The following is a 13,465-nucleotide window of genomic DNA, read 5'->3' as shown; positions in this document are numbered from 1 at the left end:
TCCATGAGACCGCCCCCGCACGATCGAAGTCCCGCTACACTCCCGCCACCCGGCGGAAAGACCTGGTCAGGCAGCGAAATCCTGCTGGAGTACTAATACTCCAGCCGTAGATCGTGATCTTGTCTCTTGCCGGCGGGAGGTCTGGGCTCGGGGTCTACGCGATGTTGTCGACCGCAGACTGCCATCCGATGACATCGTCGTGTCGGACCTCGCGCAGGATCGCTCCCTTGAGGCGGGCGCCGGTGATGTCGGTGAGGCCGTACGGTGGTCTGCCGGTGTTGACTCGGCCGAGGTCAGCGTCCGTGAGATCCGCTCCGCGCAGATCCGCGTCGCGAAGATCGCAGCCGGCGAGGTGCGCTCCCCTCAGTGAGGCTCCGCGCAGGTCTGCACGGTTCAAATCGCAGAACTTGAACGAACAGCCGTCCAAGCTGGCGTGACGCAGGTCGGCCTCCACGAACGAGCATCGGGTGAATCGCAGCTGTGAAGTCCTGGCCGAGACGAGGCTCTGGCCGGTGAAGTCCTCGCCGCTCAAGGCTGAGTAGCGCTGGAGTGCGGCGAGTCGTTGTCGGGGGTGCAGGGGTGTGGCCATGAGCGCTAGCGTGCCAGCCAAGCCGGAATCCGGCTCGCGGAATTTCCGCGGCCGGGCCGCTGCGGGAACGGGTGCGGCCACCGTTGATCATCGGTGTGTGAAGACAGAAGGTCAGGCGGTGGCCGCAGGTCACAGCGTAGACCCTGCCCGCTGGCAGGAAGCATTCGAGGCCCTGATGGGCCGCATCGCGGGCCGGTTCGCGCGGGTCGAGCCACGGCGTCGGGTCAGGCAGTTGGCCCTCGGGCTCCTGTCGGGCCAGCCGCGCAAGAACTGCTGGACCATCGCCGAATGGGCCGGGGACACCACCCCGGACGGCATGCAGCACCTGCTCGGCCGGGCCAAGTGGGACGCCGACGCCGTGCGTGGCTATGTGGTTGAGCACCTGCACGACGACCGAGCTGTGCTCGTTGTCGACGAGACCGGCGATCTGAAGAAGGGCACCGCCACGGTCGGCGTCCAGCGCCATTACACCGGCACCGGCGGCAGAATCGAGAACGCCCAGGTCGCTGTCTACCTCGTCTACGCCAGTCGGCGCGGCCACGCGGCCGTGGACCGGGAACTGTACGTCCCGCGCTCGTGGACCGCCGACCCCGACCGCTGTCGGGCCGCGGGCCCCTGCCCGAGGAGACCTCCTTCGCCACCAAGCCGGAACTGGCCGCTCGCATGATCACCCGGTTCCTCGACACTGGCCACCATGCCGCGTGGGCCGCGGGCGACGAGGTCTACGGAGGCAACCCGAACCTGCGGAGCGCTGGAGGAACGCGGCACCGGCTACGTCCTCGCGGTGGCCACCAACGCCAAACCACCCGCGCATGAAGATCACGATCTACGGCTGGAGTACCAAGCGCTTGCTCCATTGACATCCACGGCTGACCTCAAGGGCGGGGAACGATGACGCATCAAAGAGATCGCAGCCGGATCGCAGGGCGCCCATGGAGCCCCGTTTCGGCACGCCATGCCGCGGCGGGATCGAACGCGTAGAGCGGCTGCCTCCGCAAAGCACGAGCGCCCTCCCGGGCCGTCCTCGGGCCGTGGAAGGGCGCTCAATGGTGACCAACGTCGGCAGGTGCCGACAGCTCGGCAGCAGGTCAGGGCGTTGATCGATTAGGCGGCCGCAGGTCACAGCCGCCCGTGATCAGTTGTGGCTGTGCAGGACCTCGTTCAGCCCGCCCCACACCGCGTTGTTCGGCCGGGCCTCCACCGCGCCCGTGACCGAGTTGCGGCGGAAGAGGATGTTGGAGGCGCCGGAGAGTTCGCGGGCCTTGACGATCTGGCCGTCGGGCATCGTCACCCGCGTGCCCGCCGTGACGTACAGGCCGGCCTCGACCACGCACTCGTCGCCCAGCGCGATGCCGACGCCCGCCTCGGCGCCGATCAGGCAGCGCTCGCCGATGGAGATGAGGACGTTGCCGCCGCCGGACAGCGTGCCCATCGTGGAGGCGCCGCCGCCGATGTCCGAGCCGTCGCCCACGACGACGCCCGCCGAGATGCGGCCCTCGACCATCGACGTGCCGAGCGTGCCGGCGTTGAAGTTGACGAATCCCTCGTGCATGACCGTGGTGCCCTCGGCGAGGTGCGCACCGAGGCGGACGCGGTCGGCGTCGGCGATGCGGACGCCCTTGGGGGCCACGTAGTCCGTCATCCGCGGGAACTTGTCGATCGAGGTCACCTGGAGGTGCAGGCCCTCGGCGCGGGCGTTCAGGCGGACCTTCTCGACGTCGTCCACGGCGACCGGGCCGAGGGACGTCCAGGCCACGTTGGCGAGGAAGCCGAACTGGCCGTCCAGGCTGAGGCCGTGCGGCTTGACCAGACGGTGGGAGAGCAGGTGCAGACGCAGGTACACGTCGTGCGCGTCGACGGGCTTGTCGTCGATCGAGGAGATGACCGTGCGGACCGCGACGACCTCGACCCCGCGCCGGGCGTCCGGGCCGATCGCCTTGGCGGCGCCCTCACCGAGCAGTTCCACGGCCTTCTCGGCGGACAGCCGCTCGCTGCCGGAGGGGCCGGGCTCGGCGACGAGCTCGGGCGCGGGGAACCAGGTGTCCAGAACGGTGCCGTCGGCGGCGATCGTGGCAAGGCCGGCGGCCACGGCGCCGGTGGTGCGGGGAGCAGTCGTGTCGGTCATGAGGGAAACCTAACCGGCGCGGGGCCGCTCGGGCCAACCGGCGTCCGGGACGTCTCAGGGTGCGGGCCGAGGAGAGGGAGGCAGGGTCCCGCCCGGGCCGGTGACCCTAGATCGCCCCGACCCCACCCCCTCGCCCCACGACCCGCCCCAGCACCTCCCGGGCGTACCCCTCGTCATACGGCACCTCCGTGAGCAGCACCTGCAGGCAGATGCCGTCCATCAGCGCCACCAGCGCCCGCGCCGTGACCGGGTCCGTGTGGCGGGCCAGCAGGGCGGCCAGGGCGTCGGCCCACTCGGCGGCGACCGGGCGCAGGGCGGGGCGGCGCAGCGCGGCGAGGTAGAGCTCGTACTCCAGTTCCACGCCGGTGTGGTCGCCCGCCAGCCACTCCCCCATCCACCCGGCGAGTTCGGCGGCCAGGTCGGTGTCGGGGTCCTCCAGGCCGCCGCGCGAGGCGATCACCTTGGCGAAGCCCTCGTTGGCCTGGCGCAGCGCGGCCACGAGCAGGTCGTCGAGGGTCTTGAAGTGGTACGTCGTGGAGCCGAGCGGTACGTCCGCCTCCGCGGCGACCGTGCGGTGGCTCAGCCCCGCGATGCCGTGCGCGCCGACCACGCGGATCGCCGCGTCGATGATCCGCTGTCGTCGTTCGGGGTCGTAGCGCCGGGCCATCAGTGCGCACCGCCCAGGTTGAGCACGACCACGCCGAGGATGATCAGCGCGATGCCGGCGGCCTTGACGGCGGTCATCCCCTCCCCCAGGAACAGGACGCCGATGGTGGCGATGGTGGCGGTGCCGACCCCGGCCCAGATCGCGTAGGCCGTGCCGACGGAGACGGTCCTCAGGGTCTGGGCGAGCAGCGTGAAGGAGACGAGGTAGCCGAGCGCGGTCAGCAGGGAGGGCAGAAGCCTGCTGAAGCCTTCGCTGTACTTCATGGCGGTGGTGGCGGCCACCTCGGCCGCGATGGCTCCGGCCAGCAGCAGGTATCCCATGCGTACGAGCGTACACAGCGATACGTACGAGGGTACATAGCGATGCGTACGGCATGACACACGCATCGCTCGCGCGCGTTATGCGCAGAGCCCCTTCAGCAGGTCCGGCGCCGGTAGCCGGACTCCCCCCGCGCCACGACGTCCAGGTCCCGCAGGACCACCGAGACCCGGTCGCCCCAGCCCTGGCAGGCCGCGTCGAAGCCGTCCGTCCGGTACTCGATGTCGAAGACGCGGTCGTCGTAGGCGTCCGCGTACACATCGCACTCGTCGTACTGCCCGCACTCCTCGGCGACCGCGAAGTCGAAGCCGATGCGGCGTCCCCGCCCGGCCAGTTCGGCGGCGTTCTTCTGGCCGATGGCGAGGCCGGCGGCGTGTGCCCGCGCGGTGATCAGCTTGCCGAAGGCCATGTTGTCGGCCGCGGTCAGCAGCCCCTCGGAGCGTTCGTGCGAGTCGAGGTTGTCCGCCTCGACGGCCTGGAAGCCGTCCTTCGCGCAGCCGTCGATCCACTCGCCGACGATCCGGGCGAGGCGTTCGCGCTTGCCCCGTGTGGAGATGTCCAGGACCAGTTCGTCCCAGTCGCGGTCGACGACCGGGGCGCCGTCGGCGTCGCGCAGCACCAGGTCCGGGTGATGCTCCTGCCACCAGTCGCCGGCGTCCGGCTGGGCCTGGAAGGCGTTGACGTAGCAGATGGTGTAGACGCCCTTCGCCGGCTTCGACGTACGGTCGCGGGACACCGCGCGCACTCCGGCCGGGGGCCGGTAGGCGCCGCCGATCTGGTAGTCGAAAGCGAGACCCGGTTCGGGTGCCCGCACCGCGCGGGGCGCCGCCTTGTCCTCCTCGCCGCCGGAGCCGGCGCAGCCGGTCAGGGCCGTGCCGAACGCACCGCACAGGGCCGCGGCCGCCGTCAGCCGGCGCAGGGCGCGGGGGACGCGCTGGAACATGGTCGGGGCACTCCTGTCGTCGCCGGGAGATGATCTCCCGCCATGATGCCGTGCGGGGACCGCGAGACGGCCACGGACAGGGTCCGCGGTCGTCCCGCGTACGCGTCAAGTCCCCTTTGTGGCACGTGAGTTGCGTATGCGTGGGGAAGGAACACGTAACTGGACACGGATCACTTCGAACCGTTACTCCGGAGCCCTCGTCTCCACTAGTGTTCCACCGTTCACACACCAGTCCTGCACAGCCACGGCCGTCGCCGTTGGACGCCGCTGGAGGAATTCCGATGCCCGACAACGCATCCCGGCCGCCCCAGGACCGGCCGGTCTGGGAGGACGGCTGGGCCCCGGACACCTCCCGGGCGCCGGGGACCCGCCGTCTGTGGCTGGCCGGCGGGCTGGCCGTGGGGACGATCGTCGCCTGTGCGACGGCACTGACCGTCTCCGGTTCGGATGCTGACGACGTGTCGGCGACGCCGGCGCCCTCACGCGTCGAAGTCAGCGTCCCCGGTCTGCTCTCGTTCTCCACGCCCTCCGAGACTCCCCCCACCGGGCAGAGCGGCATGGCCGCGGGACAGTCGAGGACCCCGGCACCCGGGCGGGACGGCACCTCCACCCCGGCGTCCGCGCCGGAGGCGTCCCCGTCGGCCTCGGCCGGGGCCCGCCCGTCGGCCCGTCCCACCGGCCCCTCGCCGGTCCAGGCCGCCTGGCGCTCGGTCCGCGCGGTCAACTACCCCGACCGGCAGTGGCACGTGGCCGGCGGTTCCGTGCGGCTGGACCCGGTCGGCTCCGGGCAGCGCGCCGACGTCACCTTCCGGTTGGTCGCGGGCCTCGCCGACGTGTCCTGTCACTCCTTCGCCACGGCCGACGGCCGCTATCTGCGCCACCGGGACTTCCTGCTGCGCGAGGACCCCTACGACGGCTCCGCCCTGTTCCGTCAGGACGCCACTTTCTGCCCCCGCTCCTCGCCGCACTCCGGTGCCGTCATGCTGGAGTCGGTGAACCATCCCGGCCGTTTCCTGCGGCACCGGGACTTCCGGCTGTGGCTGGACCCCTACCAGCGGGACGGCCTGTTCCTGGCCGACTCGGCGTTCCGGCTGGTCGACGCGCCCGGCCGGGTGAGCCCGGACACACCTGTGGCCCCCGGCCGGTGAAGCCGGGGGCCACAGGGTCGCCGAAGCGGGGGTCTCAGACGTTGAAGCCGAGCGCGCGCAGCTGCTCGCGCCCGTCGTCAGTGATCTTGTCCGGGCCCCACGGCGGCATCCAGACCCAGTTGATGCGCAGCTCGCTGACGAGGCCGTCCGTGGCGGACTTGGCCTGGTCCTCGATGACGTCCGTCAGCGGGCAGGCCGCCGAGGTCAGGGTCATGTCGAGGGTCGCGATGTTCGCGTCGTCGACGTGGATGCCGTAGATCAGGCCGAGGTTGACGACGTCGATGCCCAACTCGGGGTCGACGACGTCGTACAGCGCCTCGCGGATCTCTTCCTCGGAGGCCGGCTTCATCTCAACGGTCTCGCTCATGCCGTCTTCCTTTCGGCGTCGGCTCCGGCGTCCAGCGCCTGGGCCGTCGCGTCCTTCCATGCCATCCAGCTGAGGAGGGCGCACTTGACCCGGGCCGGGTACTTGGAGACCCCGGCGAACGCGACCGCGTCCTCCAGGACCTCCTCCATGGCGTCGTCGGGCTCGATCTTCCCCTTGGACTGCATCAGCTCCAGGAAGGTCTCCTGGATCGTCCGCGCGTCGGAGAGGTCCTTGCCGACGAGGAGTTCGTTCAGTACGGACGCGCTCGCCTGGCTGATGGAGCAGCCCTGGCCCTCGTACGAGACGTCCTCGATCGTCGTGCCGTCGTACTTCACACGCAGGGTGATCTCGTCGCCGCACGTCGGGTTCACATGGTGCACCTCGGCGTCGCCATCCCTCAGACCACGCCCGTGCGGGTTCTTGTAGTGGTCCAGGATGACTTCCTGGTACATCGAATCCAGCTTCATGCGATCGCTCGTCCCGTCCCGTCAGCCGAAGAAGTTCCGTACGTGCTCCAGGCCGTCCACCAGAGAGTCGATCTCGGCCGGCGTGGAGTACAGATAGAACGACGCTCGCGTGGTCGCAGGAATTCCGTACCGCAGGCACACCGGACGGGCGCAGTGGTGGCCGACCCGGACCGCGATGCCCTGCTCGTCGAGCACCTGGCCCACGTCGTGCGGGTGGATGTCGCCCAGCGTGAAGGAGATCGCGGCGCCCCGGTCCTCGGCCGTGGTGGGGCCGATGATCCGCAGGTCGGGGACCTCCGTCAGGCGCTTCACCGCGTACTCCGTGAGAGCCTGCTCATGGGCGAGGATCTTGTCCATGCCGATCGAGTTGAGGTAGTCGATCGCCGCGCCCAGACCGATGGCCTGCGAGATCGGCGGGGTGCCCGCCTCGAACTTGTGCGGGGCGGGGGCGTACGTCGACGAGTGCATCGAGACGGTCTCGATCATCTCGCCGCCGCCGAGGAACGGGGGCAGGTCCTCCAGCAGCTCCTGGCGGCCCCACAGGACGCCGATGCCGGTCGGGCCGCACATCTTGTGGCCGGTGAAGGCCACGAAGTCGGCCTGGAGGGACTGCACGTCCAGCGGCATGTGCGGAGCCGCCTGCGAGGCGTCGATGCAGACCAGCGCGCCGACCTCCTGCGCGCGGCGCACTATGGCCTCGACCGGGTTGTGGGTGCCGAGGATGTTCGACACCAGCACGAAGGAGACGATCTTCGTCTTCTCCGTGATCACCTGGTCGATGTCGGACAGGTCGAGACGGCCGTCGTCGGTGAGGCCGAACCACTTCAGCTTCGCGCCCGTGCGCTGCGCGAGCAGCTGCCACGGCACGATGTTGGAGTGGTGCTCCATCTCCGTGATGACGATCTCGGTGTCGGCGTCCACGCGGTAGGGCTCGTCGGCCCAGCCCAGCATGTTCGCCACGAGGTTCAGGGATTCGGAGGCGTTCTTGGTGAAGATCACCTCGTCGCGCGAGGGCGCGTTGATGAACTCCGCGACCTTGTCCCGCGCACCCTCGTACAGTGCCGTGGCCTCCTCGGCGAGGACGTGCACGCCACGGTGGACGTTGGCGTTGTGCTGCTCGTAGTACTCGGAGAGCACGTCGAGGACCTGGCGCGGCGTCTGCGAGGTCGCCGCGTTGTCCAGGTACACGAGCTTCTTGCCGTCGTGCAGGACGCGGTCCAGGATCGGGAAGTCCTTGCGCAGCGCCTCGGTGTCGAGGAGGCCCGGCAGCTGTGTCACGCGGATGCGCCACCCTTCACGTACTTGTCGTAGCCCTCGGCCTCCAGCTGGTCCGCGAGCTCCGCCCCGCCGGACTCGGCGATACGGCCGTTCGCGAACACGTGCACGTGGTCGGGCTTGATGTAGCGCAGGATGCGCGTGTAGTGGGTGATGAGGAGAGTGCCGACCTCACCGGTCTCACGGACGCGGTTGACGCCTTCGGAGACGACGCGCAGGGCGTCGACGTCCAGGCCGGAGTCGGTCTCGTCGAGGATCGCGATCTTCGGCTTGAGCAGCTCCAGCTGAAGGATCTCGTGGCGCTTCTTCTCACCGCCGGAGAAGCCCTCGTTGACGTTGCGCTCGGCGAAGGCCGGGTCCATGTTGAGGCGCTCCATGGCCTCGCGGACCTCCTTCACCCAGGTGCGCAGCTTGGGGGCCTCGCCGCGGACGGCGGTGGCGGAGGTGCGCAGGAAGTTGGAGACGGAGACGCCGGGGACCTCGACCGGGTACTGCATCGCGAGGAACAGGCCGGCGCGGGCGCGCTCGTCGACGGACATCTCCAGGACGTCCTCGCCGTCGAGGGTGACGGAACCGGACGTGATCGTGTACTTCGGGTGACCCGCGAGGGAGTAGGCGAGGGTCGACTTGCCCGAGCCGTTGGGGCCCATGATGGCGTGCGTCTCGCCCTGCTTCACGGTGAGGTCGACGCCCTTGAGGATCTCCTTCGTGGCGTTGTCGGCCTCGACGGTGACGTGCAGGTCTCGGATTTCAAGCGTTGCCATGGGTGCCTCAGGACTCCTGGGTGAGGGAGACGAGCACGTCGTCCCCTTCGATCTTTACGGGGTATACGGGGACGGGGCGCGTCGCGGGAAGGCCGGACGGCTTGCCGGTGCGGAGGTCGAAGGCGGAGCCGTGCAGCCAGCACTCGATCTGGCAGTCCTCCACCTCGCCCTCGGAGAGCGAGACGTTCGCGTGGGAGCAGATGTCGTAGATCGCGAACACCTCTCCCTCGGTACGGACGACCGAGACCGGCGTGCCGTCGAGTTCCACCCGCTTGGGGGTGCCCTCCTCCAGCTCGCTCAGCCCACAGGCGCGTACGAAGGCCATCAGACCGACGCCTCCAGCTCTTCGTCGATCCTCTCGAGCAGCCGGGCCTGGAGGTCGTCGACGCCGATCTGCTGGACCAGCTCGGCGAAGAAGCCGCGGACCACCAGACGGCGGGCCTCGTCGGCCGGGATGCCGCGGGCCATCAGGTAGAAGAGCTGCTCGTCGTCGAAGCGGCCGGTCGCGGAGGCGTGGCCGGCGCCGACGATCTCACCGGTCTCGATCTCCAGGTTCGGCACGGAGTCGACACGGGCGCCGTCCGTCAGAACCAGGTTCCGGTTCATCTCGTAGGTGTCCGTGCCCTCGGCCTTGGCCTCGATGAGGACGTCGCCGATCCACACGGCGTGGGCGTCCTCGCCCTGCAGCGCGCCCTTGTAGACGACGTTGGACTTGCAGTGCGGGGCGTTGTGCGTGACCAGCAGGCGGTGCTCCTGGTGCTGCCCGGCGTCGGTGAAGTACAGGCCGAACAGCTCGGCCTCGCCGCCGGGGCCGGCGTACTCGACGCGCGGGTTCAGCCGGACGACGTCGCCGCCGAAGGTGACGACGACCGACTTGAAGGAGGCGTCGCGGCCCACGAGGGCGTTGTGCTGAGCCACGTGCACGGCCTTGTCGTCCCAGTCCTGGACGGAGACGACGGTCAGCTTGGCGCCGTCGCCCAGGATGTAGTCGACGTTGGCGGCGAGCACGGCGTCACCGGTGTGGTCGATGACGACGACGGCCTCGGCGAAGGCGCCCAGTTCGATGACCTGGTGGCCGTAGCGGACCCCGCCCTCGCCGTGCACGGCGATGCGGATGGGCTCGCTGAGGACCGTCTCCTTGGGGACGGTGACCACGCCGGCCTGCTCGAAGGCGGAGTACGCCTGGGCGGCGACGCGGTCCGCGGGGGTGCCCGCCTTGCCGAGCCGGGCGTCGTCACGGCCGACGGTCTCGACGACCACGCCGTCGGGCGCCGACACGGTGATCTTGACGCCCTCGCCGGCCGCGACGGCGGTGCCGTCGTGCAGGCCGCGCAGGCGCTCCAGCGGGGTGAACCGCCATTCCTCCTCACGGCCGTGCGGGACGGGGAAGTCCGCCACGTCGAACGACGGGGGCGCGCTCATGCGCGAGACGACGGTCGACTCCGCGGCCACCGCGATCGAGCCGGCGGTGGTCGACCCCACCGGTAGGGGTCCCCCCGCCCGAACGGAGTTGAGGGTGGGGGAGTTCTGGGCCTCAGCCATGGCTGTCGGTCTGCTCTCTTCCTACGTTTACGATCTTCGGCCCGCCGCTGGGGCGGGCCGCCTGCTGCCGGAGCGGAGGGCGGGTGTCAGCCGACCGCGCCTTCCATCTGCAGTTCGATCAGCCGGTTGAGCTCGAGGGCGTACTCCATCGGCAGCTCCTTGGCGATCGGCTCGACGAAGCCGCGCACGATCATCGCCATCGCCTCGTCCTCGCTCAGACCGCGGCTCATCAGGTAGAAGAGCTGGTCCTCGGAGACCTTGGAGACGGTCGCCTCGTGGCCCATGGAGACGTCGTCCTCGCGGACGTCGACGTACGGGTAGGTGTCCGACCGCGAGATCGTGTCGACGAGCAGGGCGTCACAGAGCACGTTGGACTTCGAGCCCGGGGCGCCCTCGCCGATCTCGATGAGACCGCGGTAGGAGGTACGGCCGCCGCCGCGCGCCACCGACTTGGAGACGATGTTGGAGGACGTGTTCGGGGCCATGTGGACCATCTTGGCGCCGGCGTCCTGGTGCTGGCCCTCGCCCGCGAAGGCGATGGACAGGGTCTCGCCCCTGGCGTGCTCGCCCATCAGGTAGACGGCCGGGTACTTCATCGTCACCTTGGAGCCGATGTTGCCGTCGATCCACTCCATGGTGGCGCCCTCGTAGGCGACGGCGCGCTTGGTGACCAGGTTGTAGACGTTGTTCGACCAGTTCTGGATGGTCGTGTAGCGGCAGCGGGCGTTCTTCTTGACGATGATCTCGACGACCGCGGAGTGCAGCGAGTCGGACTTGTAGATCGGCGCGGTGCAGCCCTCGACGTAGTGCACGTAGGCACCCTCGTCGACGATGATCAGGGTCCGCTCGAACTGGCCCATGTTCTCGGTGTTGATCCGGAAGTAGGCCTGGAGCGGGATCTCGACGTGCACGCCCTTCGGCACGTAGATGAAGGAGCCGCCGGACCACACCGCGGTGTTCAGCGCGGCGAACTTGTTGTCACCGGCCGGGATGACGGTGCCGAAGTACTCCTTGAAGAGCTCCGGGTGCTCCTTCAGCGCGGTGTCGGTGTCGAGGAAGATGACGCCCTGCTCCTCCAGGTCCTCGCGGATCTGGTGGTAGACGACCTCCGACTCGTACTGGGCGGCCACACCGGCGACGAGGCGCTGCTTCTCGGCCTCCGGGATGCCCAGCTTGTCGTAGGTGTTCTTGATGTCCTCCGGGAGCTCGTCCCAGGACGCCGCCTGCTTCTCCGTGGAGCGCACGAAGTACTTGATGTTGTCGAAGTCGATGCCCGACAGGTCCGAGCCCCAGTTCGGCATGGGCTTCTTCTCGAAGAGCTTCAGGCCCTTGAGGCGCAGCTTCGTCATCCACTCCGGCTCCGACTTCTTGCCGGAGATGTCGCGGACGACGTCCTCGTTCAGGCCGCGCTTCGCTGCGGCACCGGCCTCGTCGGAGTCGGCCCAGCCGTATTCGTAGGTGCCCAGGCCCTCGAGCTCAGGGTGGGCGGTCTCCGTGGGGAGAGTCATGCGGGGTTCCTCCCGGCCGTGCTTGCAGATGCTTGGTCAGTGGTGTGGGAAATCCTGGGGATGAACGTCGTGCAGACGCCGTCGCCGTGCGCGATGGTCGCCAGTCGCTGGACGTGGGTCCCGAGCAGCTCGGCGAAGATCTCCGTCTCCGCCTCGCACAGCTGCGGGAACTGCTCCGCGACGTGGGCGACCGGGCAGTGGTGCTGGCAGAGCTGCTCGCCCTGCTGCGGGTGGGGCGCACTGCGCGCCGCCGCAGCGTACCCGTCGGCGCTGAGGGCCTTGGCCAGGGCCTCGGTGCGCTCGTCGGGTCCGGCCGCCTCGATCGCCTCGCGGTAGGCGCGCGCCTGGGCCGCGATACGGGCGCGGGCGAAGGCGGCGACCGCCTCGCTTCCGCCCTCGCGCTCGGCGATCCACTTCAGGGCGTCCGCCGCGAGCTTGTCGTAGGACTGGTCGAAGGCGTCGCGACCGCAGTCGGTGAGCGCGAAGACCTTGGCGGGCCGCCCGCGCGTGCGCGTGCCGTAGACACGCTGCTCCCGGGCCTCCACGACGTCGTCGGCGACGAGCGCGTCGAGGTGCCTGCGCACGGCGGCCTGGGTGAGGCCCAGCCGGCCGGCCAGGTCGGCGACGGTCGACGGCCCGTGGTCCAGGATGGATCGCGCGACCCGGTTGCGCGTCGAGCGCTCTCCGGTCGCGAACTCCTCCTGAGGGGCCCCCGTGGGGGTCTCCCGAGCCTCGCCGACGTTTTTCACAACGCCATTGTTGCGTAATTCCTCGAAGCCAGGCAACCCACCCCCCTCCGCGACGACGGTGCCCTGCGTCACTTAGGTATACCTAACGTGACCTGCGGAAACGATCTTTGATCGATCAAACCGGTGGCGCCGGACGCCCCCGTCCGGAACACTCGCCGACCATGGCGACACCCCCTCCGACCGGCCCTCTTGTCACTCGCGACACCCTCGCGGCCCAGTTGCGCGCGCTCGGCGTGCGGGAGGGTGACACGCTCCTCGTGCATTCCTCGCTCAGTGCCCTCGGCTGGGTGTGCGGAGGTGCCGTCGCCGTCGTCGAAGGGCTGCTCGAAGCGCTCGGCCCGGACGGCACGCTGGTGGTCCCCACCCAGACCGGTGACCTCTCCGATCCGGCCGTGTGGCAGAACCCGCCGGTGCCCGAGGAGTGGTGGGAGACCGTCCGGGCGACCATGCCCGCCTTCGACCCCCGGGTGACCCCCTCACGTGGCATGGGCGCCGTCCCGGAGACCGTGCGGACCTGGCCCGGTGCCCTGCGCAGCGCGCATCCGCAGACGTCCTTCGCGGCCCTCGGCGCCCGCGCGCGGGAGATCACCGACGGGCACGCCCCGGACTGCCGGCTCGGCGAGCGCAGCCCGCTGGCCCGTCTGGAGGCGCTGCACGCGCGCGTGCTGCTGCTCGGCGCCGGCTACGGCACCTGCACCGGCTTCCACCTGGCCGAGTACCGGATCCCCTCCCCGCGGGTGCGCGTGGGACGGCCGGGGCCCCAGGGGTGGGAGGTGGTCACCGAGGTGTCGATCACCTCGGAACGCTTCGACGAGCTCGGGCACGACTTCGAACGGGACCGGCCGGTCCTGCGCGGCCAGGTGGGCGCGGCCGAGGCACGCCTGTTCCCGCTGCCGGACGCGGTGGCCTACGCGGTGCGGTGGCTGGAGACGCACCGGCCCCGCGCCGAGGAGATATGAGGCGGCCGATCGGGGAGATGCGCACCCGGCCGTTCGGGGGACCC

Annotated in this window: 15 protein-coding genes and 1 pseudogene; 3 read left to right on the top strand and 13 right to left on the bottom strand. The window is 70.0% G+C overall.

Annotated features, from left to right (window positions below):
* Positions 1 to 154: 154 nt before the first annotated feature.
* Entirely contained in the window at positions 155 to 589 is a 435-nt protein-coding gene (locus ACFRAC_RS32300; RefSeq protein WP_382936781.1) for a pentapeptide repeat-containing protein, read from the bottom strand.
* A gap of 175 nt (positions 590 to 764) precedes the next feature.
* On the opposite strand from ACFRAC_RS32300, the pseudogene ACFRAC_RS32295 reads away from it, so the two are divergent.
* A pseudogene (locus ACFRAC_RS32295) lies at positions 765 to 1,379 on the top strand (IS701 family transposase); the annotation flags it as partial.
* Positions 1,380 to 1,724: 345 nt separating this feature from the next.
* On the opposite strand, the gene dapD reads toward ACFRAC_RS32295, so the two are convergent.
* The 4 genes from dapD to ACFRAC_RS32275 form a co-directional block, all read right to left on the bottom strand.
* On the bottom strand, positions 1,725 to 2,714 hold the full coding sequence (gene dapD, locus ACFRAC_RS32290) for a 2,3,4,5-tetrahydropyridine-2,6-dicarboxylate N-succinyltransferase (RefSeq protein ID WP_382936777.1): 990 nt from the start codon (positions 2,712 to 2,714) through the stop codon (positions 1,725 to 1,727).
* A gap of 106 nt (positions 2,715 to 2,820) precedes the next feature.
* Entirely contained in the window at positions 2,821 to 3,381 is a 561-nt protein-coding gene (locus tag ACFRAC_RS32285; RefSeq protein ID WP_382936773.1) for a TetR/AcrR family transcriptional regulator, read from the bottom strand.
* Positions 3,381 to 3,701, bottom strand: a complete 321-nt coding sequence (locus tag ACFRAC_RS32280; protein WP_382936770.1) for a DMT family transporter — start codon at positions 3,699 to 3,701, stop codon at positions 3,381 to 3,383. The genes ACFRAC_RS32285 and ACFRAC_RS32280 overlap by 1 nt, the downstream gene beginning before the upstream one ends.
* 95 nt (positions 3,702 to 3,796) lie before the next feature.
* A complete protein-coding gene (locus tag ACFRAC_RS32275; protein ID WP_382936765.1) occupies positions 3,797 to 4,642 on the bottom strand; it encodes an endo alpha-1,4 polygalactosaminidase in 846 nt (281 codons plus the stop codon).
* Between the two features lie 281 nt (positions 4,643 to 4,923).
* Here ACFRAC_RS32275 and ACFRAC_RS32270 point away from each other — a divergent pair, with 281 nt between their 5' ends.
* Positions 4,924 to 5,790, top strand: coding sequence for an AbfB domain-containing protein (locus ACFRAC_RS32270; protein ID WP_382936759.1), 867 nt, complete (start codon positions 4,924 to 4,926; stop codon positions 5,788 to 5,790).
* A 34-nt stretch (positions 5,791 to 5,824) separates the two neighbouring features.
* On the opposite strand, the gene ACFRAC_RS32265 is transcribed toward ACFRAC_RS32270, so the two are convergent.
* The 8 genes from ACFRAC_RS32265 to ACFRAC_RS32230 all read right to left on the bottom strand — a co-directional run bounded on the left by ACFRAC_RS32265 (position 5,825) and on the right by ACFRAC_RS32230 (position 12,462).
* Positions 5,825 to 6,157: a metal-sulfur cluster assembly factor gene (locus ACFRAC_RS32265; RefSeq protein WP_007381214.1), complete on the bottom strand. Its 333-nt coding sequence runs from the start codon at positions 6,155 to 6,157 to the stop codon at positions 5,825 to 5,827.
* Positions 6,154 to 6,624, bottom strand: coding sequence for a Fe-S cluster assembly sulfur transfer protein SufU (sufU, locus tag ACFRAC_RS32260; RefSeq protein WP_361343211.1), 471 nt, complete (start codon positions 6,622 to 6,624; stop codon positions 6,154 to 6,156). The genes ACFRAC_RS32265 and sufU overlap by 4 nt, the downstream gene beginning before the upstream one ends.
* A gap of 21 nt (positions 6,625 to 6,645) precedes the next feature.
* The gene (locus ACFRAC_RS32255; RefSeq protein WP_382936736.1) at positions 6,646 to 7,902 is read right to left on the bottom strand and encodes a cysteine desulfurase; all 1,257 of its coding nucleotides are present in this window, start codon (positions 7,900 to 7,902) and stop codon (positions 6,646 to 6,648) included.
* Positions 7,899 to 8,663, bottom strand: a complete 765-nt coding sequence (sufC, locus tag ACFRAC_RS32250) for a Fe-S cluster assembly ATPase SufC (RefSeq protein WP_361343205.1) — start codon at positions 8,661 to 8,663, stop codon at positions 7,899 to 7,901. Before sufC ends, ACFRAC_RS32255 begins: the two co-directional genes overlap by 4 nt.
* Before the next feature lie 7 nt (positions 8,664 to 8,670).
* Positions 8,671 to 8,988 (bottom strand): non-heme iron oxygenase ferredoxin subunit, encoded by a 318-nt coding sequence (locus ACFRAC_RS32245; protein ID WP_382936727.1) that lies wholly within the window; start codon positions 8,986 to 8,988, stop codon positions 8,671 to 8,673.
* Positions 8,988 to 10,205, bottom strand: a complete 1,218-nt coding sequence (gene sufD, locus ACFRAC_RS32240; RefSeq protein ID WP_382936723.1) for a Fe-S cluster assembly protein SufD — start codon at positions 10,203 to 10,205, stop codon at positions 8,988 to 8,990. Before sufD ends, ACFRAC_RS32245 begins: the two co-directional genes overlap by 1 nt.
* An 86-nt stretch (positions 10,206 to 10,291) precedes the next feature.
* On the bottom strand, positions 10,292 to 11,713 hold the full coding sequence (gene sufB / locus ACFRAC_RS32235) for a Fe-S cluster assembly protein SufB (protein ID WP_382936720.1): 1,422 nt from the start codon (positions 11,711 to 11,713) through the stop codon (positions 10,292 to 10,294).
* On the bottom strand, positions 11,710 to 12,462 hold the full coding sequence (locus ACFRAC_RS32230; RefSeq protein ID WP_382936706.1) for a helix-turn-helix transcriptional regulator: 753 nt from the start codon (positions 12,460 to 12,462) through the stop codon (positions 11,710 to 11,712). The genes sufB and ACFRAC_RS32230 overlap by 4 nt, the downstream gene beginning before the upstream one ends.
* A gap of 161 nt (positions 12,463 to 12,623) precedes the next feature.
* Between ACFRAC_RS32230 and ACFRAC_RS32225 the strand changes: the two genes are divergently transcribed.
* Entirely contained in the window at positions 12,624 to 13,421 is a 798-nt protein-coding gene (locus ACFRAC_RS32225) for an aminoglycoside N(3)-acetyltransferase (RefSeq protein ID WP_382936688.1), read from the top strand.
* Positions 13,422 to 13,465: the final 44 nt, after the last annotated feature.

This window comes from Streptomyces sp. NPDC056628, from assembly GCF_042792555.1.
Lineage (GTDB): Bacteria > Actinomycetota > Actinomycetes > Streptomycetales > Streptomycetaceae > Streptomyces.
The sequence above is the reverse complement of the archived record's forward strand: the minus strand, read 5'-3'. Positions and strand labels throughout refer to the sequence as shown.